Raw genomic sequence first — 20,292 nt, 5'->3', positions numbered from 1 at the left:
GGGGGCGTTATCCCTTCACGGCGCCCGCGGTCAGCCCCGCGGCCATCTTGCGCTGGACGATGAGGAAGAGCACGACGATCGGCACGGCCATCATCGTGGCGCCGGCCATCATCGGGGCGTACTCGGTGCCGTGCTTGGTGGTGAAGTTGCCGAGCCAGACGGTGGCGGTCTGGTGCTCCTGGCTCATGAGCATCAGGGCGTAGAGGTACTCGTTCCAGGCCTGGATGAACGCGTACACGGACGTGGCGACCATGCCGGGTGCGAGCAGCGGGAAGACCACCCGTATGAAGGCTCCGGTGCGCGAGCAGCCGTCGACCATGGCCGCCTCCTCCAGCTCCTTGGGGATGTTGACGATGAAGCCGCGCAGCGTCCACACCGTGAAGGGGAGGATGAAGGTCAGGTACGTGATGATCAGGCCGGAGAGCTTGTCGTACTGGTTCAGGTCGTTGAGCAGCAGGAAGACCGGGATGATCATGGCGACCAGCGGGATCATCTGGACCGCGAGGATGCCGACGATCACGACCTTGCGGCCGCGGAAGGCGAAGCGGGAGATGGCGAGCGCGGCCAGCATCCCCACCACGACGCCGATCACGACGACCGACAGGGAGACGATCAGGCTGCGGCCGACGGGGCCCCAGAAGTCCGCGATGTCCAGCGCGCGACGGAAGTTGTCGAGCGTGAGCCCCGTGGGGAACAGGCTCGGGTCCGGGTCGATGGCGTCCTTCGCCGGCTTGAACGCCGTGTTCAGCATCCAGTAGACGGGGAAGCCCACGATGACGAAGGCGAGGAGGCCGAGGAGGTTCCAGCCGAGCTTGGACTTCCCCCGGCGCCGGCCCGCCGTGGCGAGGGTGCTCATTCGACCTCTCCGATCTTCAGCATCTGACGCATGTACACGGCGACCACGCCCAGCAGCAACAGCACCGTCAGCAGGGCGATGGCCGACCCCTGCGCGTAGTCGTTGACGACGAAGGCGCGGTCGTAGGAGTAGGTGGTGAGCAGTTGGAACTCCGCCTCCGGGTGGCCGCCCCGCATCACGAAGACCTGCGGGAAGACGCCCATGTCCCAGATGACGGAGAGCGTCGTGAGCATCACGACGATGGGCTTGAGGATCGGGAGCGTGACGTAACGGAAGACGCCCCACCCGCCGGCGCCGTCCAGCCGGGCCGCCTCCTCCAGTTCGCTCGGCACCTGGGTCAGCCCCGCGCTGAGTGTGATGACGACGAACGGCACCGCGCCCCACACCACCAGGAGCATGATCACGGCCAGTCCCTGGGGGCCGCTGGCGAACCAGTTGTGGCCGACCATGTCGACGCCCGGCAGCTTGCTCAGCAGCGCGTTGAAGACGCCGTAGTCGGAGTCGAAGAGCCACTTGAAGACGGTGGTGGCCACGATGATGGGCATGCCCCAGCTGGCCACCAGCGCGATGTTGATGAGCGTCTTCACCCAGCCCGAGACGCGCTGGAGGAGCAGCGCGATCAGCATGCCGAGGACCATGGTGATGACGACGGACCCGCCGGCGAAGACGATCGTACGGACGACGACCGTCCAGAACTCGCTGTCGCCCAGCACCTTGCTGAAGTTGTCGAAGCCGACCGACTCGGCAGGCTGGAAGCCCCACAGCTGGGACTGTCCGAACTTCTGGAAGGAGAGGGTGACCAGGCGGACCAGGGGATAGCCCATGACCAGCGCGAGGATCAGCAGACAGGGCGCGAGCAGGGCCCAGGGGACCGCCGTCCCGCCCGAGGTCCGCCTTCTGCGTGGCGCCTTGGGGACGGCCGGTGGCGGTGCCTGCCGCGGCGGCGGCACCTTGGCGGGGGTGGTCGTGTCTGCGGCACTCATCGCGCGCTCCTCAGCGGTCCCTCAGGTCGTACGTGGTCGAAGCCCCGCACGGGGTCGTACGCGGGGCAGGCCCCACACGGTCGAACGCGGGCGAAACACGCCCGGGCCGTACGCGGCCGGCGCCTCGCACGGTCGTACGCGGCCCGGCTCCGCACGGTCTGCGCGGGGGCGGGCCCTCGCGGTCGTACGCGGGGCGGACCCTCGCGGTCGTACAGGGGCCCCGGTGCGGTCGTACCCGGGCGAAAGCCATCCAGGTCGTACGCGGTCCGGACCCCGCGCGGTGGTACACGGCCCGAACCCCGGCAGTCCGAGCCCCGCCCGGGTCGCACACGGGCCGACCCCGCGCAGGTCGTGCACGGGAGCGGACCCCCGCGGCCGTACCCGGGTCGCTCGCCGGGGCGGGCCCTCCCGGTCGTGCACGAGGTGGCCCGGCCGGTTCTGCTCGGTTCCGCACGGTCCGAGTCCGGCGCGGGTCGTACGCGGCCCGGCCTCGCACGGTCGTACGTGGCCGGGACCCCGCGCGGTCGTACGTCGCCGGGTCCCCGCGTGATCGTCGTGGGAAGCGGCAGGAACCCGGGCCCCGAAGGGCCCCGGGGTCCCACCAGGCCCCGTGCTCACGTCACTTGGTGTTGATCACCTTGTCGATCGCGGCGTCCGCGTCCTTCGCGGCGGCCTCGACCGACTTCTTGCCGGTGCCGATGTTCTGCAGCATGGTCTGCAGGACCTGGGCCTTCTCGACCTGGCCCCAGCCGGGAGCCATCGGCACGAACCAGTTGGACTCGGCCGCGGTGGCCGGAACCACGGTCGCCGGGTCGTTCTTGAGGGTGGCGAGGTCGGTCTTGTTGTTGGGCAGGTTGCCCTTGGCCATCAGACCCTTCTGACCGGCGGAGCCCGTGAAGGCGTTGATCCACTCGGCGGCGAGCGCCTGCGCCTTGGACTTCACCGGGACGGCGAGGTCGGAACCGCCGAGGAAGACGGGGAGGTTCTTGCCGGACGGGCCGGGCATCACGAAGTTCTCGAGGTTGCCCTTGAGCTTGCCGGTCTTGTCGTTCTTCGGGTCCTCGGAGGTCGCACCCTCCCACGCGGCGCCGAAGATCATGGCGGACTTGCCCTGGCCGTAGACGATGTATCGGTCGGACTCGTCCTTGGTCTTGTCGCCGTGCATGTACTTGTCGACGATGGTCTTCCAGTCGTTGAGTCCCTTGATGGACTCCGGGGACGACAGGTTGGCCTTCCACTGGCCGCCGTCCTCCTTGGCGATGGAGCCGCCGGCGTCGTAGACGAAGGACATCGCGGCGTACCAGTCACGCGTCGGCTGGTACCAGGCGCTGAACTTGCTCCCCTCCTTCTTCTGGATCTTGTCCAGGTCGGAGATGAGCTCCGTGTACGTCTTCGGCGGCGTCTTGACACCGACCGAAGCCGCCACGTCCTTGCGCCAGTTGCCGACACGGCCACCGGCGTAGTACGGCACGCCGTAGGTCTTTCCGTCGTAGGTGACGGAGGCCTTCAGGCCGTCCAGCCACGCGGCCGAGTTGTCGAGCTTCGACGCGTCGATGGGAGCGAAGGCGCCCTTGACCATGTAGCCGAGCATCTCGGTGTTGCCCATCTCGACCACGTCGGGCGCCTTGTCGGTGGCGAGGACCGCGTCGAGCTTGGTGTTCTTGTCCGGCCAGCCGTAGTACTCGTGGTTGATCTTGACGCCCGGGTGCGCCTTCTGCACCGCCGCGTCGGCGGCCTTCACCAGCTCGGGCCAGTTGTTCTGCGCGTCCACCGTGAGCCAGACGGTCAGTGCTTTCGCGTCCGCGCCCTTGTCCGACCCCCCGGACTTGTTGTCGCTGCTCCCGCACGCCGCGATGGAGACCATCATGCCCGCGATACCGATCGCGGCTGCCAGCTTCCGCTTCACGCCACCCTCCTCAGGGATGCCATAAACCCCCCTGCCCACCGCGGTGACACTTGCCGAAGCGCTGCCGAGTACTGCCCGTGGGACTGGGACTGGACCAATGGTGTAGACCAGTACGGGGAGCTTGGCCTAGACCTAGAGGGGTGTCAAGGGTGTGTAAGCCCGACTGGTCGTCCGTTATGGGACCTACATATGCAAGGACCTTTAAGTAGGTAAGTGGCATAAACGGCGGGGCCGTTCATCGGCCTCACGCACCCCTCGGCCGCGCCGAGTCCACACTATGGACTAGACCAACGGGTACGCCGACGGTATATAGAGGGGATCACGGAGCGTGCGGGGGGACACTCGCGCATGAAGCCGTGCCACGATGTGAGCCGTGACCGACGGGATGTCGGTCGCTTCGGCACCCGGAGCCGGGAAGGCAGAGCATGAGCACCGACGTCAGCAGTGCGGAGAACGAGGGTGGGGCCCCCATCCGTACCGCGCGCGTGCCCAAGTACTACCGCCTCAAGAAGCACCTGCTCGAGATGACGGAGACACTGCCGCCCGGTACGCCCGTACCGCCCGAGCGCACCCTCGCCGCCGAGTTCGACACCTCGCGCACGACCGTGCGCCAGGCCCTCCAGGAACTGGTCGTCGAGGGCCGCCTCGAACGCATCCAGGGCAAGGGCACGTTCGTCGCGAAGCCCAAGGTCTCCCAGGCGCTCCAGCTCACCTCGTACACCGAGGACATGCGCGCCCAGGGCCTTGAACCCACCTCGCAGCTCCTGGACATCGGCTACATCACCGCCGACGACACCCTCGCCGAGCTGCTCGACATCTCGGCAGGCGGCCGGGTGCTGCGCATCGAGCGGCTGCGCCTCGCGAGCGGCGAGCCGATGGCCATCGAAACGACCCACCTCTCCGCGAAGCGCTTCCCCGCGCTGCGCCGCAGCCTGGTGAAGTACACGTCTCTCTACACCGCGCTCGCCGAGGTGTACGACGTCCACCTCGCCGAGGCCGAGGAGACCATCGAGACCTCACTGGCCACCCCGCGCGAGGCCGGGCTGCTCGGCACCGACGTCGGTCTGCCCATGCTGATGCTCTCCCGGCACTCGCTGGACCGGCAGGGCGAGCCGGTGGAGTGGGTGCGATCGGTGTACCGGGGCGACCGGTACAAGTTCGTGGCACGGCTCAAGCGCCCGCAGGAGTAGCCCGCCTGTCGCGTCGCCCGGACCGAGATACGGACGAGGGCTTCCGCTTGGCTGACACCGTCGCCTAGATTGCCTGCGCATTGCACAGGTGAACAGCGAGGGGACGGAGCCGCCGTATGTCAGACGTGTCAGACGCTTCAGACGCGCCGAAGGTCGAACCGCCGGTGGTGACACCGATCCGGGTGGTCATCGCCCTGTGCCTGATCGCCCCGTTCGTGGCGATGCTGTGGGTCGGCTCCTACGCCAAGATGGACCCGGCCTTCATCGGCATCCCGTTCTTCTACTGGTACCAGATGCTGTGGGTGCTCGTCTCCACGGCCCTCACCGTGACCGCGTACCAGCTGTGGCAGCGTGACCAGCGCGCCCGCGCCTCCCAGGGCGGGGGTGCGGCGAAGTGAAGGACGGCGTGAACGGCGTCGCGCTCGGCGTCTTCATCTTCTTCTTCCTGGCCGTCACGGTCATGGGCTTCCTGGCCGCGCGCTGGCGCAGGCCGGACAACGAGCACAGCCTCGACGAATGGGGCCTGGGCGGACGGTCGTTCGGCACCTGGGTCACCTGGTTCCTGCTCGGCGGCGACCTCTACACGGCCTACACCTTCGTCGCCGTACCGGCGGCGATCTACGCGGCGGGCGCGGCCGGCTTCTTCGCCGTTCCGTACACGATCCTCGTCTACCCGCTGATCTTCACGTTCCTCCCCCGCCTGTGGTCGGTCTCCCACAAACACGGGTACGTGACGACCTCGGACTTCGTGCGCGGGCGCTTCGGCTCGAAGGGCCTGTCCCTCGCCGTGGCCGTGACCGGCATCCTCGCCACCATGCCGTACATCGCGCTCCAGCTCGTCGGCATCCAGGCCGTCCTGGATGTGATGGGCGTGGGCGGCGGCGAGAACACGAACTGGTTCGTGAAGGACCTTCCGCTCCTCATCGCGTTCGGCGTGCTGGCCGCGTACACCTACTCCTCGGGGCTGCGGGCACCCGCCCTGATCGCGTTCGTGAAGGACACCCTGATCTACATCGTGATCGCGGTGGCCATCATCTACATCCCGATCAAGCTGGGCGGGTTCGACGAGATCTTCAAGGCGGCGAGCGACAAGTACACGGCGGCGGGGGCGGGCGGTCTCGTGCCCGCAGAAGCGGGCCAGTGGACCTACGCCACGCTCGCGCTCGGGTCGGCGCTCGCGCTGTTCATGTATCCGCACTCGATCACCGCGACGCTCTCCAGCCGCAGCCGTGAGGTGATCCGCCGCAACACCACGATCCTTCCCCTCTACTCCCTGATGCTGGGGCTGCTCGCCCTGCTCGGGTTCATGGCGATCGCGGCCGGGGTCAAGGTCACCAACGGCCAGCTCGCCATCCCCCAGCTCTTCGAGAACATGTTCCCGGACTGGTTCGCGGGGGTGGCCTTCGCGGCGATCGGCATCGGAGCGCTCGTACCGGCGGCCATCATGTCCATCGCGGCCGCGAACCTCTTCACCCGCAACATCTACAAGGACTTCATCAAGCCGGACGCGACCCCGCAGCAGGAGACGAGGGTCTCCAAGCTGGTGTCGCTGCTGGTGAAGGTGGGCGCGCTGGTCTTCGTCCTGACGATGGACAAGACGGTCGCGATCAACTTCCAGCTCCTGGGCGGCATCTGGATCCTCCAGACCTTCCCGGCGCTGGTCGGTGGCCTGTTCACCCGCTGGTTCCACCGCTGGGCGCTGCTCGGTGGCTGGGCGGTGGGCATGCTGTACGGCACGCTCGCCGCGTACGGGGTCGCCTCTCCCACCCAGAAGCACTTCGGCGGCAGCTCGAAGGAGATCCCGGGTATCGGGGAGATCGGCTACATCGGTCTGACGGCCTTCGTCCTGAACGTCGTGGTCAGCGTCGTCCTCACCTTCGCCCTGCGCGCCTTCAACGCGCCGGACGGCGTCGACGAGACGTCTCCGGAGGACTACACGGCGGACGCGGGCGACCCGGGCGTCAAGACGGAACTCCCGCCGGCCACGGCCGGGTCCACCCACTAAGGCCGGGGGTTGCGCGACCAGCCCCCCCCCGCAGCCGAAGAACCGCACCAAGCAACCCCCACGGGCCGTCGGACACAAATCCGGCGGCCCGTTCCCGCGCCGTGTTGCACACTCACCGGCATGGACCTCCGCATCAGAGACGCCCAGCCCCACGAATACGACCGCATCGGCGAGATCACCGCAGGGGCCTATCTCGGCGACGACCTGCTCGACTTCGGGGAGAGCGACGAGTACCTCGGCGAACTGCGGGACGTGGCGAAACGGGCCGCCGCCGCGGAAGTCCTCGTCGCCGTGGACCACGGCCACATCCTCGGCGCCGTGACCTTCGTACCGCGCGGCGGACCCATGGCCGACATAGCCCGCCCCGGCGAGGCCGAGATCCGTATGCTCGCCGTCGCACGCGAGTCCCGCGGCCGTGGCGCCGGCGAGGCCCTCGTCCGCGCCTGCGTCGACCACGCACGCGCCACCACCGGCTGCGTACGCATCGTCCTCTCCACCCAGCGCACCATGCACGCCGCCCACCGCATCTACGAACGCCTCGGCTTCACCCGCACCCCCGACCGCGACTGGAACCCGCTCCCGGAACTCGACGACATCACTCTCCTCACCTATGAGTTGACACTCTGACACCGGCACGACACAACATCTGGTGGTGTCACCGCAGCCCGGCACAAGATGTATGCTCATGCTCGCTGTCGCCGCAGGGGAATCCGGTGCAAATCCGGAACTGTCCCGCAACGGTGTACTTGTACGTGTTCGCACATCCGCGCCCATGTACTCGCGTCAGTCCGAGGACCTGCCGACAGCGCGCCCGGCCATCCGGCCCGGGTGCATGACGTCCGGGCCTCGCGGAATGGGCCGGTGGACGCGACGCCGTGTGCGCTCGTGAGCTGCCCTGCCCTCCGCCAGGCCCCGTGCCTAGCGAGGGAGAGCCCCAAGTGACCATCGCGCCAGCCGACCCGGCTTCAGCTACCGCTTTCGCACAGCAGAAGCAGGAGCAGCAGCGGAAGCAGGCCCCGGTGGAGACGGACGGTCCCGGTACCACGCTGCTGCGTACCCTGACCGACCTCACCGCCGACCTCCCCGACGCCGACCCCGGCCGGGTCGCCGCCGCCACGCTGCGCGGCCGGTCCGCGCGCGCGGACGACACGGAGCTGCGCGAGCTGGCCACCGAGGCGGCCGCGGGCCTGATCTCCGAGGACCCCGCCTACTCCCGGCTGGCGGCCAGGCTGCTGACGATCAGCGTCGCGGCGGAGGCGGCCTCGCAGGGCGTCACGTCCTTCTCCGAGTCGATCGCCACGGGGCACCGCGAGGGCCTGATCGCCGACCGCACGGCGGAGTTCGTCCAGCTGCACACGGCCCGGCTGGACGCGCTGATCGACACCGAAGGCGACGACCGCTTCGGCTACTTCGGCCTGCGCACCCTGCACAGCCGCTATCTGCTCCGGCACCCGATCACCCGCAAGGTCATCGAGACACCCCAGCACTTCATGCTGCGCGTGGCCTCGGGCCTGGCCGAGGACGACACGAGCCGGGCCCTGGACGAGGTCGCGGCGCTCTACGGGCTCATGAGCCGCCTCGACTACCTCCCCTCCTCCCCCACGCTGTTCAACTCCGGTACGCAGCACCCGCAGATGTCGTCCTGCTACCTCCTCGACTCCCCGCTGGACGAGCTGGACTCCATCTACGACCGCTACCACCAGGTGGCCCGCCTCTCGAAGCACGCGGGCGGCATCGGACTTTCGTACTCCCGGATCCGTTCGCGCGGTTCGCTGATCCGCGGCACGAACGGGCACTCCAACGGAATCGTCCCGTTCCTGAAGACCCTCGACGCCTCGGTCGCCGCGGTGAACCAGGGCGGCCGGCGCAAGGGCGCGGCCGCGGTCTACCTGGAGACCTGGCACTCCGACATCGAGGAGTTCCTGGAGCTGCGCGACAACACCGGTGAGGACGCCCGCCGTACGCACAACCTGAACCTCGCACACTGGATCCCGGACGAGTTCATGCGCCGGGTCGACGCCGACGGGCCGTGGTCCCTCTTCTCGCCCTCCGACGTGCCCGAGCTGGTCGACCTGTGGGGCGACGAGTTCGACGCGGCGTACCGCAGGGCGGAGGCGGCCGGCCTCGCCAAGAAGACCATTCCGGCCCGTGACCTCTACGGCCGCATGATGCGTACCCTCGCGCAGACCGGCAACGGCTGGATGACCTTCAAGGACGCCGCCAACCGCACCGCCAACCAGACGGCGGAGCCGGGTCACACCGTCCACTCCTCGAACCTCTGCACCGAGATCCTGGAGGTCACGGACGACGGGGAGACGGCGGTCTGCAACCTCGGCTCGGTCAACCTCGGTGCCTTCGTGGCCGACGGCGACATCGACTGGGAGCGGCTGGACGAGACGGTCCGTACCGCTGTCACCTTCCTCGACCGTGTCGTCGACATCAACTTCTACCCGACCGAGCAGGCCGGCCGGTCGAACGCGAAGTGGCGGCCCGTCGGCCTCGGCGCGATGGGCCTGCAGGACGTCTTCTTCAAGCTGCGCGTCCCCTTCGACTCCCCGCAGGCCAAGGCCCTCTCCACCCGGATCGCCGAGCGGATCATGCTCGCCGCGTACGAGGCCTCGGCCGACCTCGCGGAGCGCAGCGGCCCGCTCCCGGCCTGGGAGAAGACCCGTACGGCCCGTGGCGTCCTGCACCCCGACCACTACGGTGTGGAGCTGACCTGGCCGGAGCGCTGGGCGGCCCTGCGGGAACGTATCGCCGCGGTCGGCATGCGCAACTCCCTCCTCCTCGCCATCGCGCCCACCGCCACCATCGCGTCCATCGCGGGCGTGTACGAGTGCATCGAGCCGCAGGTGTCCAACCTGTTCAAGCGCGAGACGCTCTCCGGTGAGTTCCTCCAGGTCAACTCCTACCTGGTGAACGAGCTGAAGAAGCTCGGCGTGTGGGACGCGCAGACCCGCGAGGCGCTGCGGGAGTCCAACGGTTCGGTGCAGGGCTTCACCTGGGTCCCGCAGGACGTCCGCGATCTCTACCGCACGGCCTGGGAGATCCCGCAGCGCGGTCTGATCGACATGGCCGCCGCCCGCACCCCGTTCCTGGACCAGGCCCAGTCCCTGAACCTCTTCCTGGAGACGCCGACCATCGGCAAGCTCTCCTCGATGTACGCGTACGCCTGGAAGTCGGGCCTGAAGACGACGTACTACCTGCGCTCCCGCCCGGCGACCCGTATCGCCCGCGCCGCCCAGGCCCAGGCCCAGCCCGAGAAGACCATCCCCGTGCAGGCGATCCCCGACGAGGACGCCGTCGCCTGCTCCCTTGAGAACCCCGAGTCCTGCGAGGCCTGCCAGTAATGAGCTCCACCCAGAAGAACCTGCTCGACCCGGGCTTCGAACTCACGCTGCGCCCCATGCGTTACCCGGACTTCTACGAGCGCTACCGGGACGCCATCAAGAACACCTGGACCGTGGAGGAGGTCGACCTCCACTCGGACGTGGCCGACCTCGCGAAGCTCTCGCAGGGCGAACAGCACATGATCGGCCGGCTGGTCGCGTTCTTCGCGACGGGCGACTCGATCGTGTCGAACAACCTCGTGCTGACCCTCTACAAGCACATCAACTCCCCCGAGGCGCGCCTGTATCTCTCCAGGCAGCTGTTCGAGGAAGCGGTCCACGTCCAGTTCTATCTGACCCTGCTGGACACCTACCTCCCCGACCCGGAGGACCGCGCCGCCGCCTTCGACGCCGTCGAGAACATCCCCTCGATCCGCGAGAAGGCCGAGTTCTGCTTCAAGTGGATGGACTCGGTGGAGAAGCTGGACCGCCTGGAGACCAAGGCGGACCGGCGTCGCTTCCTGCTCAACCTCATCTGCTTCGCCGCGTGCATCGAGGGTCTCTTCTTCTACGGTGCCTTCGCGTACGTCTACTGGTTCCGCAGCCGGGGTCTGCTGCACGGTCTCGCCACCGGCACCAACTGGGTGTTCCGCGACGAGACGATGCACATGTCCTTCGCCTTCGAGGTGGTGGACACCGTGCGCAAGGAGGAGCCGGAACTCTTCGACGACCAGCTCCAGCAGCAGGTCACCGACATGCTGAAGGAGGCCGTCGAGGCCGAGCTGCAGTTCGCGCGCGACCTGTGCGGTGAGGGTCTGCCGGGCATGAACACCGACTCGATGCGCCAGTACCTGGAGTGCGTGGCCGACCAGCGTCTCCAGCGCCTTGGCTTCGCCCCGGTGTACGGCTCCGAGAACCCCTTCTCCTTCATGGAGCTCCAGGGCGTCCAGGAGCTGACCAACTTCTTCGAGCGCCGCCCCTCGGCGTACCAGGTGGCGGTGGAGGGCTCGGTCGGCTTCGACGAGGACTTCTGACCGTACGAGACCCTCCGACGGTACGAGGTCTTCTGACGGTACGAGGTCTTCTGACGGAACGACACCGGCGATGCCGGGGCCGCGCGTTGCGGCCCCGGCATCACCGCGTCTCGTCCATGGGCCGTCCATGCACCGTCCATGGACCCCCTATGGGGCGGCAAAGTTCTTCGGGCGTGGCTATCCGGGCGTCATCGGCCGGGCTAGGTTCTGGCCGTCCTGACATGTCACGTACAGCGGCACATCGGGACGAGTGAATTGGCATGCCCATGGCACATCCGCACTTCTCTCACGCTACGCGCGTCACGGGCCTGCCACGCAACGCCGAGAACCCCCACTTCCGGCTGTGGAGCCGTGCGCGGCCCTACCCCGGCCCGCACGGCCCGGCCTCAAACCGATGGAGGCAGCACCCATGCGTGAGACACCCCCCAGCAGGCCCACCCGGCGACTGCGAAGACTTCTGACCGCCGCCGCGCCCGCCCTCGCTCTCACGGTCGCCGGACTCATGGCGGCTCCGGCCGCGAACGCGCAGCCGGCGCCGACCACCGCCAAGCCCTCCCGGGCCGCCCAGAACGCCAAGGCCCTGACCGCCCCGGCCGCGCAGGCCGTGCACTCCACGGGCAAGGCGGGCCAGAAGGTGCCGACCACGCACCTGTGCGGCGCCCCGACGGCCGGTCACGCGGCCTGTTTCGCACAGCGCCGCACCGACATCAAGCAGCAGCTGGCCGCCGCGATCTCGCCGAACGCCGCCGCCGCGGTGTCCGGTCTGAGCCCGGCGAACCTGCACAGCGCCTACAACCTGCCCTCCACCGGCGGCTCCGGCCTGACCGTCGCCGTGGTCGACGCGTACAACGACCCCAACGCGGAGTCGGACCTCGCGACCTACCGTTCGCAGTTCGGCCTGTCGGCCTGCACCAAGGCCAACGGCTGCTTCAAGCAGGTCAGCCAGACCGGCTCGACCAGCTCCCTGCCGACCAACGACACCGGCTGGGCGGGTGAGGAAGCGCTCGACATCGACATGGTCAGCGCGGTCTGCCCGAACTGCAACATCGTCCTCGTCGAGGCCAACTCGGCCACCGACTCCGACCTCGGCACCGCCGAGAACGAGGCCGTGACGCTGGGCGCGAAGTTCGTCTCCAACAGCTGGGGCGGCTCCGAGTCCTCCTCGCAGACCAGCGAGGACACCTCGTACTTCAAGCACCCGGGCGTCGCCATCACCGTCTCCTCCGGTGACTCCGCCTACGGCGCCGAGTACCCGGCCACGTCCCAGTACGTGACCGCCGTCGGCGGCACCGCCCTGTCCACCAGCTCCAACAGCCGCGGCTGGACCGAGTCCGTGTGGAAGACCAGCAGCACCGAGGGCACCGGCTCCGGCTGCTCCGCCTACGACGCGAAGCCGACCTGGCAGACCGACACCGGCTGCTCCAAGCGCATGGAGGCCGACGTCTCCGCGGTCGCCGACCCCGCCACCGGCGTGGCCGTCTACGACACCTACGGCGGCTCCGGCTGGGCGGTCTACGGCGGTACGAGTGCCTCCTCGCCGATCATCGCGGGTGTGTACGCCCTCGCGGGCACCCCGGGCTCCAGCGACTACCCGGCGAAGTACCCGTACTCCCACACCTCGAACCTGTACGACGTGACCAGCGGCAACAACGGCTCCTGCTCGCCCTCGTACTTCTGCACCGCGGCCACCGGCTACGACGGCCCGACCGGCTGGGGCACCCCGAACGGCACCACCGCCTTCGCCTCGGGCACCAGCACCGGCAACACGGTGACCGTCACCAACCCGGGCAGCCAGTCCACCGCCACCGGCGGTTCGGTCAGCCTGCAGATCTCGGCCAGCGACAGTGCGGGCGCGACCCTCACCTACAGCGCGAGCGGTCTGCCGACCGGCCTGTCGATCAGCAACTCCACCGGTCTGATCTCCGGCACCGCGAGCACGGCGGGTACCTACAGCGTCACCGTCTCCGCCTCCGACAGCACGGGCGCCTCCGGCTCCGCCTCCTTCACCTGGACCGTCAGCACCTCCGGCGGCGGCACCTGCACCTCGGCGCAACTGCTCGGCAACCCGGGCTTCGAGTCGGGCAACACCACCTGGAGCGCCAGCAGTGGCGTGATCACCAACTCCAGCAGTGAGGCCGCGCACGCCGGTTCGTACAAGGCGTGGCTGGACGGCTACGGCTCGACGCACACCGACACGCTCTCCCAGTCGGTGACGATCCCGTCCGGCTGCAAGGCCAGCTTCACCTTCTACCTGCACATCGACACCGCGGAGACCACCACCAGCAGCCAGTACGACAAGCTGACGGTCACCGCCGGATCGACCACCCTGGCGACGTACTCCAACCTCAACAAGGCAACGGGGTACACGCAGAAGACCTTCGACCTGTCCTCGTTCGCCGGGTCCACCGTCACCCTGAAGTTCAGCGGTGTCGAGGACTCCTCGCTCCAGACCAGCTTCGTCGTGGACGACACCGCCGTCACGACCAGCTGACCAGTGGGGCCCTGGCCGGCGTCGCGGCCAGGGCCCTGTGTCCCTGTTTCCCTGCGTCCCTGCGTCCCCGTGGGGATCCTGATGCGGGGGTGGCACGTCCAAGCGACAAGGAGGTGCCACCCCATGCGCCGTACGACCCACCATCGGATCCTCGCCCTCACGGCCCTGACGCTGTTCCTCGCGGGCTGCGGCACACAGGGCGGCGGTGACGCGGGCGGCAGCCGCACCGTGTCGCCGTCCCCCACGACGAGCCACCAGAGCTGTGACACGGCTCCCACGGAGCTCGGCGCCGCCGACACCGGCCACACGTACTGCCTCACGGCCGGCGGCGTACTCCGCCTCACCCTGGACGGCACCACCAGTCGGCCGTGGACCCCTGTCAAGGTCAGCGGCACCGGGCTAGAGGCGACCAACAGCGGCGTCGTCCTGCAGGCGGGCGACGCGAGCTCCGCCTTCAAGGCGGTCTCGGCGGGAACCGTCCACCTGACCTCGTCCCGGCCGCTCTGCGCGACCGCCCCGGGCAAGGTGTCGTGCAAGGGCATTCAGGAGTGGACGGTCACGGTGCTGGTCACGAAGTCCTAGCTGACGGTCGATGCGCCGCTCGTGGGCCGTGCCGATCAGCGCGGGCAGCGCCAGGACCACGAAGATCGCGAGGACGGTCAGGATTCCGACGGCGGTGTCCGAGTTGTCGATGAGCATCTTCATGAACACCACTGTCGTACCGCTCGCTCCTCGGCGTCAGTGGCAGGACTGCCGTAGACCCTCGAATTCCTGCCACTGACGAGGCACACTGGCGGACATGCTGAAAAACGTGGCCGCGGTCCTGCTCGACGGTGTGCACCCCTTCGAACTCGGGGTCGTCTGCGAGGTGTTCGGCATCGACCGCAGCGATGACGGCCTGCCCGTCTACGACTTCGCGGTCGCCTCCGCCGAGGGCCCCACCCTGAGCACCCACGCGGGGTTCTCGCTGACCACGGAGCACGGCCTGGAGCGCCTGGAGAGCGCCGACCTCATCGCTCTCCCCGCCGGGAACTCCTATGTGTCCCGGTCCTATCCGCCCGAACTGCTCGACGCCCTGCACCGCGCCACGGACCGCGGCGCCCGGGTGCTCAGCGTCTGCTCCGGCGTCTTCGTGCTCGGCGCGGCCGGGCTCCTCGACGGGCGGCGCTGCGCCGTGCACTGGCACCACGCCGAGGAGCTCACCCGGCAGTACCCGAAGGCGATCGTCGAACCGGACGTGCTGTACGTGGACGAGGACCCGGTGATCACCTCGGCCGGCACCGCCGCCGGAATCGACGCCTGTCTGCACATCGTCCGCAAGGAACAGGGCCCCGAGGTCGCCAACGCCATCGCCCGCCGCATGGTGGTGCCCCCGCACCGGGACGGCGGGCAGGCCCAGTACATCGAGCGCCCGCTGCCCCGCTCCACCTGCGACACGGTCGGCGAGGTACTGGCGTGGATGGAGCGCCACCTCGACCGGGAGGTGACCGTCGAGCAGCTCGCGGCCCGCGCCCACATGTCCCCGCGCACCTTCGCACGCCGCTTCCAGCAGGAGACCGGCACCACCCCGTACCGCTGGATCCTGCGCCAAAGGGTGCTGCTGGCACAGGAGTTGCTGGAGGCGTCGGACGAGACGATGGACGCGATCGCGGGCCGCACCGGGTTCGGCACCGCGGCCGCGCTGCGCCACCAGTTCGTCCGGAGCCTGGGGACGACGCCGCAGGCGTACCGGCGCACGTTCAGGGGCCCGCGGGCCGCCTGAACGAGCACCGGTACCGGACACGGGGTCACCGCGGACGACGCCGCGCGGTCACCGCGGCAGGGCCCTCAGCAGCAGCCGGTACGGACGCAGGGTGATGCCGACGCGGGTCGCGTCATTGGAGTCGGAGACCTGCTCGAACCGCCACCGGGACGCCACCGTCGCCGTGATCAGGCTGAGCTGCGCCATCGAGAAGTGGTCGCTCGGGCACTTCCGGTTGCCCACACTGAAGGGGCTCATGGCGTACTTCGGGACGTCCTCGGCGCGTTCCGGAAGCCAGCGGTCGGGGTCGAAATCCAGATGCCCGTCGTACGAGCGCGGATCACGCTGGATGGCGAACGGACTGTAGACGATGTCGGCACCGGCCGGAATCCGATAGCCGCCGAGTTCGGTTTCGGTCACCGCCCGCCGGGTCAAAATCCATACGGCGGGGCGCAGCCGCATCGACTCGACGACGACATTGTTGGTGTACGACAGCTTCCGGACGTCGTCGAATGCGACGGGTCGGTCCCCGACGACGGATTTGACCTCCTCGGCCACCCGTGCGGCGTGTTCCGGGTGTTCGGTGAGGACTTGCAGCAGCCACATGATCGTGGACGCCACGGTTTCGCTGCCGGGTGTGAGTATCGCTACGACTTGGTCGTGGATCTCCTGTTCGCCGATCGGCTCACCGTTCTCGTCCTTCGCTTCCAGCAATGCCGTCAGCAAATCGTCCGGCTTTTGACCGGATGCGCGGCGCTCGGCGACGATCTCGTCGACGAGGAGATGTAAATCGGCCAATGCGCGGTCGAATTTACGGTTGGCCGGAAGCGGCAGCCGATAGAGCGGGCCCGCCGGGATCACCATGCGCCGGTACATGCCACGGAACACGGTGGCGAGCGCGATGCTCAGCCGCTCGGCGCGCTCGTCCATGAACTCGCCGCGCAGCAGACAGCGGGCCGCGATGCGCACGGCGACGCGGAACGACTCGGAGGTGCAGTCGACGGGCTCGCCCGACCCCATGCGCTCGGCGAGCGCCCGCGCCTCCTCCTCCATGATCGGTCCGTACTCGGGGATGATGTCGAGCCGGAACGCGGGCTGGATGGTGCGGCGCTGGCGACGGTGCCTGGGCCCGTTCGCGGTGGCGACGCCCTCCTTGCCGAGCAGGCCTTCCAGGGACTCCCAGAGGGGTCCGTCGATCTTGAAGTCGGTGCTGAGCGCCATCGCTCCGGTGAGGGCAGGCGAGGTGAGCGCGTACACCGTCTTGGGGCCCAGCTTGAGCCGTACGACGTCGCCGTGCTCGCGGAGCCGGGCGAGGAAGCCCAGCGGGTCGCGGACCAGTTTCCAGCCGTGGCCGAGGACGGGTACGCCGCCCCCGGCCAGGGGTGGGACGGGCAGCCGCGGTGCCGCGGGTTGCGCGGGTTTCACGGACTCGACGGTCATGACTCACCTGCCGCTTCGTTGTTGACGTACGGGGGTGTGGAGCGGTCGTCCCAGCTGTCGACGGTGTACCGGCCGGACTCGTGGTGGAACCAGTACACGGAGCTGAACCAGTTCCGCATATTGCCGAGGCACGCTTTCACGGCGACGCTCAATTCCTTGCCGTGCACGGTGCCGTCCGCGAGGGCGTCGGCGAACCGGTTGAGGTCATTTTCCGCGTCGAGGAATTCTGCGATGCATTCCTCGATCCGCCGCCGGATGTCCTGGACCGCTTCTTCGAGTGTCAGCCCCTCGTGGTGAATGAGGCTGATTCCGAGATTGTGGACCTCGTCGCCCGCGATTTCTTTCGGGAGCGAACAGAGGTCGTTGTACCAGGCGGCAAATTCCTGGCTCAGCAGGGCCGCCCGCCGATATGCGAAATGGTTCCGCACGGCGGTGGGAAGTTCACAGCCGGCGCTCGACTCCAGAAGGTCGGTCCAGATCCAGTGCGCAAAGGTGAGTCGCCGTAGTTCCAGATATTCCTCGACCGTGGGCACAGTGCCGTTGACACGGTTGCGGAATTCCCGGTCGTACGCCTCGATCACCGCGTGGAAATGCCGGGCGAAGCGCGCGTTCCACTTCTTGGTCAGGAACGAGTACAGGCGCACCATGCTGTCCGCGAACCCGGCGACCAGGGGATCCCGGTGGTGCAGGTGCTCCCTCGGGGAGTCGAGAGCCGCGTGCAGCTGGAACCTGAGCCTCCGCCAGGCGCCGGGCCTGCCGTGGATGACATCGCGGTCATGGCGGTCGTCCCAGACGAAGAACCACGCACTGTAGTCCGCTATCGCCTGCATGACCTCGTCAGGGGCGCCAATGTAGTAGCCCGCCATCAGGTCCGTATAGCAAAGGCCGTCGGCATATTCATCGACCTTGTCGGCCGACATGAGGCGTTTTTCCCTCAGCCACGAACGCGTGTTCTGCTGGAGCCTCGGCCAATACGGGTGCAGTTGACGGGGAAACGCGGACTCGATCACCGGGAGAGAGAGCGCCGGTGGAACCGCGACCACGGTCGGTGTCGATGAAGTGCCGTGTGAGAATGCATGCACGAACAAACCCCTCTCAGCCGCCAGTTGACGCCGCGCCCCTCCCGCTGTGCCGGGCGTGCGCCGTTGCGTATCCCCGCACTTCCCATTCAGCACCACAACTGACCGTTCTGGGAACGGATTTGCTCCACTCACTACCCCACAGTGCTGAGAATCTCCCCTTGCGTGACTGAATATGGATCACTAGAGGAGCACATGGGATCGAACGTGCGACGCACATGCGAACGGCGTCTGGTCAGGGGCTTCCCCTGACCAGACGCCGCTCGGGCGGGCCCGCGAGTGCGCGCGAGCCCCCACTGTCCTGCCGCGACTCAGCCGTTCAAGTCGCCCACCAGATCCTGTCCCGGCCCTAGTCGTTCGCGACGATCGGGTAGCGGGGCTCGTTCTCGGCCATCTGCCGCAGGGCTTCCTTGCGTTCGCGCTTGGAGAGCCGGTCGATGTAGAGGTAGCCGTACAGGTGGTCGGTCTCGTGCTGGAGGCAGCGCGCGAAGTAGCCGGTGCCGCGCACCTTGATCGGGTTGCCCTTCTCGTCCTGCCCGGTGACCTCCGCGTAGTCGGGGCGGGCCAGCGGCGCGTACGCGGTCGGCACGGAGAGGCAGCCCTCGTTGCTGTCGTCGAGGCGGCGCTGCTCGGCGGGCAGCTCGACGAGAACGGGGTTGCAGACGACACCGACGTGCCGCTTGCCCTCGTCGTCCTGGCAGTCGTAGACGAAGACCTTCAGGTCGACGCCGATCTGGTTGGCCGCCAGGCCCACGCCCTCGGCGGTGCGCTGGCTGGCGAACATGTCGGCGATCAGCTGGTCGAGCTCGGGTCCGAACTCGGTGACGTCCTTGCACTCCTTGTGCAGCACCGGGTTGCCGACGACCGTGATCGGCCGCGAGGTACCGCGCTCACGGTAGGCCGCCTCACGCTCCTCCCCCTCCTCGGTGTCGATGACGAAGCCCTCGTCGTCCACGGGGAGCACTCCAGAGTGCTGCTGCTCGGTGTCCTGCTGCGCCATGACCGACGTACGCCTTCCTGAGTGCATGGGAGTGTGGTGCTGTTACAGAGTACGGGGACGGGCGCCCCTCGAGGGGCGCGGGGAACCGCGCGACAAGCCCCCACGGCCCGCGGTGAACCCGCGAGCGCTCAGCAGACCTCTTCGAGATCGCGCCAGTCCCGGGAGTCGGGGCTGTCCGCGACCCACCCGTCCAGCAGCCCCCTGACCAGCGGAGCCGGCGCAGCCACCCCGCACTCCCGCTCCGGCACCCACAGCTGCCCGTCGGTGCGGTGACCGAGCGGTCCGGGATGCCCGGGCTCGCTGTGGTCGTGCGGGTCGAGATGCTCACCGTCGCCCTCGTCGGAGGGCATCCGCGACTCGGAACACATCCGGCACAGCAGCCGTACGGACGAGGACCAGTCCTCCGCGGCGAAGCCGGCGTCCGCCGCGAGCTGCTCCAGGGCGTCCCGGTCCTCCTCGGTGGCGGCCTCCAGGAGAACCACCCAGGTGGGCACCGGGGAGGGCGCCCACAGCTCGATCTCGTCGAAGACGGGATAGGCGTGCCCGGCGGCGGTCGTCCGCTCCCCGTGCGGGACACCGTCGTGCAGGACGACTTCGCCCCAGCGCCGCCCCGAGGACGGCAGCGGAATGGACAGCACCTCCACCCGGGCCGGATCGAGCCTGCGCCCCCACACGACCTCGGCCTCGCCCTCCGGCGACAGCCGTACGGCCGCACTGCCGAGGTCCATGCCCGCCGGTTCCCCGGAGACGGCGGCCCCGCCGGGCACCCGCAGCCCGTACGCCTGCCAGGCACGGCGGGCCAGCGGCCAGTCCTGCAGGGCGGTGGCGGCGATCCCGACGTTCCACCAGTCGGGGGCGCCCGCCTCCCGGTCGAGGAGTGCGACGGCCCTGAGGCCCGCGGCCCGTGCCTGCTCCCAGTCGTGCCGGAACTTGTGCAGCAGGGCCAGGTTGAACCAGGACTCCGACAGCCAGGGCTCCAGGTCCGCGGCGCGCGTCAGCAGCGCTCCCGCGTCCTCGTACCGGCCGTCGCCGATCAGCGTGAACGCGCGATCGGTGGCCTGCCGCCATGAGGCGGAGGGCCGGTGCCGTCCCTTGCCGAAGATCCTCACGATTCCCGCCTGCCAGTTCCTTGCGTTTCCCGCCTGCCGGTCCCTTGAAGAGTTTCCTGAAGACAGCGCAGCCCCGGGCTGGCCCGTGCCCCCGAACACCCTCTTCCTCGCATCCAACCACGGACCGTT

General features: G+C 68.7%; 16 protein-coding genes and 1 riboswitch. Of the genes, 9 read left to right on the top strand and 7 right to left on the bottom strand.

Annotated features, from left to right (window positions below; genetic code table 11):
- Positions 1-7 precede the first annotated feature (7 nt).
- The 3 genes from ACIQTP_RS16240 to ACIQTP_RS16230 form a co-directional block, all read right to left on the bottom strand.
- Entirely contained in the window at positions 8-856 is an 849-nt protein-coding gene (locus ACIQTP_RS16240) for a carbohydrate ABC transporter permease (protein WP_402035627.1), read from the bottom strand.
- Positions 853-1,839, bottom strand: coding sequence for a carbohydrate ABC transporter permease (locus ACIQTP_RS16235; RefSeq protein ID WP_403400281.1), 987 nt, complete (start codon positions 1,837-1,839; stop codon positions 853-855). Before ACIQTP_RS16235 ends, ACIQTP_RS16240 begins: the two co-directional genes overlap by 4 nt.
- 619 nt (positions 1,840-2,458) lie before the next feature.
- On the bottom strand, positions 2,459-3,745 hold the full coding sequence (locus ACIQTP_RS16230) for an extracellular solute-binding protein (RefSeq protein WP_101400573.1): 1,287 nt from the start codon (positions 3,743-3,745) through the stop codon (positions 2,459-2,461).
- A 425-nt stretch (positions 3,746-4,170) separates the two neighbouring features.
- Here ACIQTP_RS16230 and ACIQTP_RS16225 point away from each other — a divergent pair, with 425 nt between their 5' ends.
- The 9 genes from ACIQTP_RS16225 (at position 4,171) to ACIQTP_RS16185 (ending at position 15,556) form a co-directional block, all read left to right on the top strand.
- A complete protein-coding gene (locus ACIQTP_RS16225; protein ID WP_402035622.1) occupies positions 4,171-4,935 on the top strand; it encodes a GntR family transcriptional regulator in 765 nt (254 codons plus the stop codon).
- A gap of 116 nt (positions 4,936-5,051) precedes the next feature.
- The gene (locus ACIQTP_RS16220; RefSeq protein WP_403400279.1) at positions 5,052-5,333 is read left to right on the top strand and encodes a DUF3311 domain-containing protein; all 282 of its coding nucleotides are present in this window, start codon (positions 5,052-5,054) and stop codon (positions 5,331-5,333) included.
- A complete protein-coding gene (gene mctP / locus ACIQTP_RS16215; protein WP_402035618.1) occupies positions 5,330-6,940 on the top strand; it encodes a monocarboxylate uptake permease MctP in 1,611 nt (536 codons plus the stop codon). The genes ACIQTP_RS16220 and mctP overlap by 4 nt, the downstream gene beginning before the upstream one ends.
- A gap of 120 nt (positions 6,941-7,060) precedes the next feature.
- Positions 7,061-7,567 (top strand): GNAT family N-acetyltransferase, encoded by a 507-nt coding sequence (locus ACIQTP_RS16210; RefSeq protein WP_403400277.1) that lies wholly within the window; start codon positions 7,061-7,063, stop codon positions 7,565-7,567.
- Positions 7,568-7,589: 22 nt separating this feature from the next.
- Positions 7,590-7,759: riboswitch (cobalamin riboswitch) on the top strand.
- A 119-nt stretch (positions 7,760-7,878) separates the two neighbouring features.
- The gene (locus ACIQTP_RS16205; protein WP_403400275.1) at positions 7,879-10,290 is read left to right on the top strand and encodes a ribonucleoside-diphosphate reductase subunit alpha; all 2,412 of its coding nucleotides are present in this window, start codon (positions 7,879-7,881) and stop codon (positions 10,288-10,290) included.
- Positions 10,290-11,303 (top strand): ribonucleotide-diphosphate reductase subunit beta, encoded by a 1,014-nt coding sequence (locus tag ACIQTP_RS16200; protein ID WP_402035610.1) that lies wholly within the window; start codon positions 10,290-10,292, stop codon positions 11,301-11,303. Before ACIQTP_RS16205 ends, ACIQTP_RS16200 begins: the two co-directional genes overlap by 1 nt.
- A 409-nt stretch (positions 11,304-11,712) precedes the next feature.
- Positions 11,713-13,794: a putative Ig domain-containing protein gene (locus ACIQTP_RS16195; RefSeq protein WP_403400273.1), complete on the top strand. Its 2,082-nt coding sequence runs from the start codon at positions 11,713-11,715 to the stop codon at positions 13,792-13,794.
- A 123-nt stretch (positions 13,795-13,917) separates the two neighbouring features.
- Positions 13,918-14,376, top strand: coding sequence for a hypothetical protein (locus tag ACIQTP_RS16190; protein ID WP_402035606.1), 459 nt, complete (start codon positions 13,918-13,920; stop codon positions 14,374-14,376).
- A gap of 217 nt (positions 14,377-14,593) precedes the next feature.
- Complete coding sequence (locus ACIQTP_RS16185) at positions 14,594-15,556, top strand: GlxA family transcriptional regulator (protein WP_403400270.1); 963 nt, start codon at positions 14,594-14,596, stop codon at positions 15,554-15,556.
- A gap of 48 nt (positions 15,557-15,604) precedes the next feature.
- Here ACIQTP_RS16185 and ACIQTP_RS16180 read toward each other — a convergent pair whose 3' ends face one another.
- The 4 genes from ACIQTP_RS16180 to ACIQTP_RS16165 form a co-directional block, all read right to left on the bottom strand.
- Positions 15,605-16,975: a cytochrome P450 gene (locus ACIQTP_RS16180; protein ID WP_403400268.1), complete on the bottom strand. Its 1,371-nt coding sequence runs from the start codon at positions 16,973-16,975 to the stop codon at positions 15,605-15,607.
- Positions 16,972-18,057: an epi-isozizaene synthase gene (gene cyc1 / locus ACIQTP_RS16175; RefSeq protein WP_403400467.1), complete on the bottom strand. Its 1,086-nt coding sequence runs from the start codon at positions 18,055-18,057 to the stop codon at positions 16,972-16,974. Before cyc1 ends, ACIQTP_RS16180 begins: the two co-directional genes overlap by 4 nt.
- A 346-nt stretch (positions 18,058-18,403) precedes the next feature.
- Positions 18,404-19,054 (bottom strand): peptide deformylase, encoded by a 651-nt coding sequence (def, locus tag ACIQTP_RS16170; RefSeq protein ID WP_403400265.1) that lies wholly within the window; start codon positions 19,052-19,054, stop codon positions 18,404-18,406.
- A 128-nt stretch (positions 19,055-19,182) separates the two neighbouring features.
- A complete protein-coding gene (locus ACIQTP_RS16165) occupies positions 19,183-20,163 on the bottom strand; it encodes a hypothetical protein (RefSeq protein WP_351307002.1) in 981 nt (326 codons plus the stop codon).
- Positions 20,164-20,292 lie beyond the last annotated feature (129 nt).

Source organism: Streptomyces sp. NPDC090798, assembly GCF_044768965.1.
Lineage (GTDB): Bacteria > Actinomycetota > Actinomycetes > Streptomycetales > Streptomycetaceae > Streptomyces.
This window is presented reverse-complemented; position numbering and strand designations above follow the sequence as displayed.

Excerpts from the sequence above, each read along its gene's own strand:
- def (WP_403400265.1), bottom strand. The coding sequence starts at position 19,054 with ATGGCGCAGCAGGACACCGAGCAGCAGCACTCTGGAGTGCTCCCCGTG.
- ACIQTP_RS16220 (WP_403400279.1), top strand. The coding sequence starts at position 5,052 with ATGTCAGACGTGTCAGACGCTTCAGACGCGCCGAAGGTCGAACCGCCG.
- ACIQTP_RS16180 (WP_403400268.1), bottom strand. The coding sequence starts at position 16,975 with ATGACCGTCGAGTCCGTGAAACCCGCGCAACCCGCGGCACCGCGGCTG.
- ACIQTP_RS16210 (WP_403400277.1), top strand. The coding sequence starts at position 7,061 with ATGGACCTCCGCATCAGAGACGCCCAGCCCCACGAATACGACCGCATC.
- ACIQTP_RS16200 (WP_402035610.1), top strand. The coding sequence starts at position 10,290 with ATGAGCTCCACCCAGAAGAACCTGCTCGACCCGGGCTTCGAACTCACG.
- ACIQTP_RS16185 (WP_403400270.1), top strand. The coding sequence starts at position 14,594 with ATGCTGAAAAACGTGGCCGCGGTCCTGCTCGACGGTGTGCACCCCTTC.
- ACIQTP_RS16240 (WP_402035627.1), bottom strand. The coding sequence starts at position 856 with ATGAGCACCCTCGCCACGGCGGGCCGGCGCCGGGGGAAGTCCAAGCTC.
- ACIQTP_RS16190 (WP_402035606.1), top strand. The coding sequence starts at position 13,918 with ATGCGCCGTACGACCCACCATCGGATCCTCGCCCTCACGGCCCTGACG.
- ACIQTP_RS16225 (WP_402035622.1), top strand. The coding sequence starts at position 4,171 with ATGAGCACCGACGTCAGCAGTGCGGAGAACGAGGGTGGGGCCCCCATC.
- ACIQTP_RS16195 (WP_403400273.1), top strand. The coding sequence starts at position 11,713 with ATGCGTGAGACACCCCCCAGCAGGCCCACCCGGCGACTGCGAAGACTT.
- ACIQTP_RS16235 (WP_403400281.1), bottom strand. The coding sequence starts at position 1,839 with ATGAGTGCCGCAGACACGACCACCCCCGCCAAGGTGCCGCCGCCGCGG.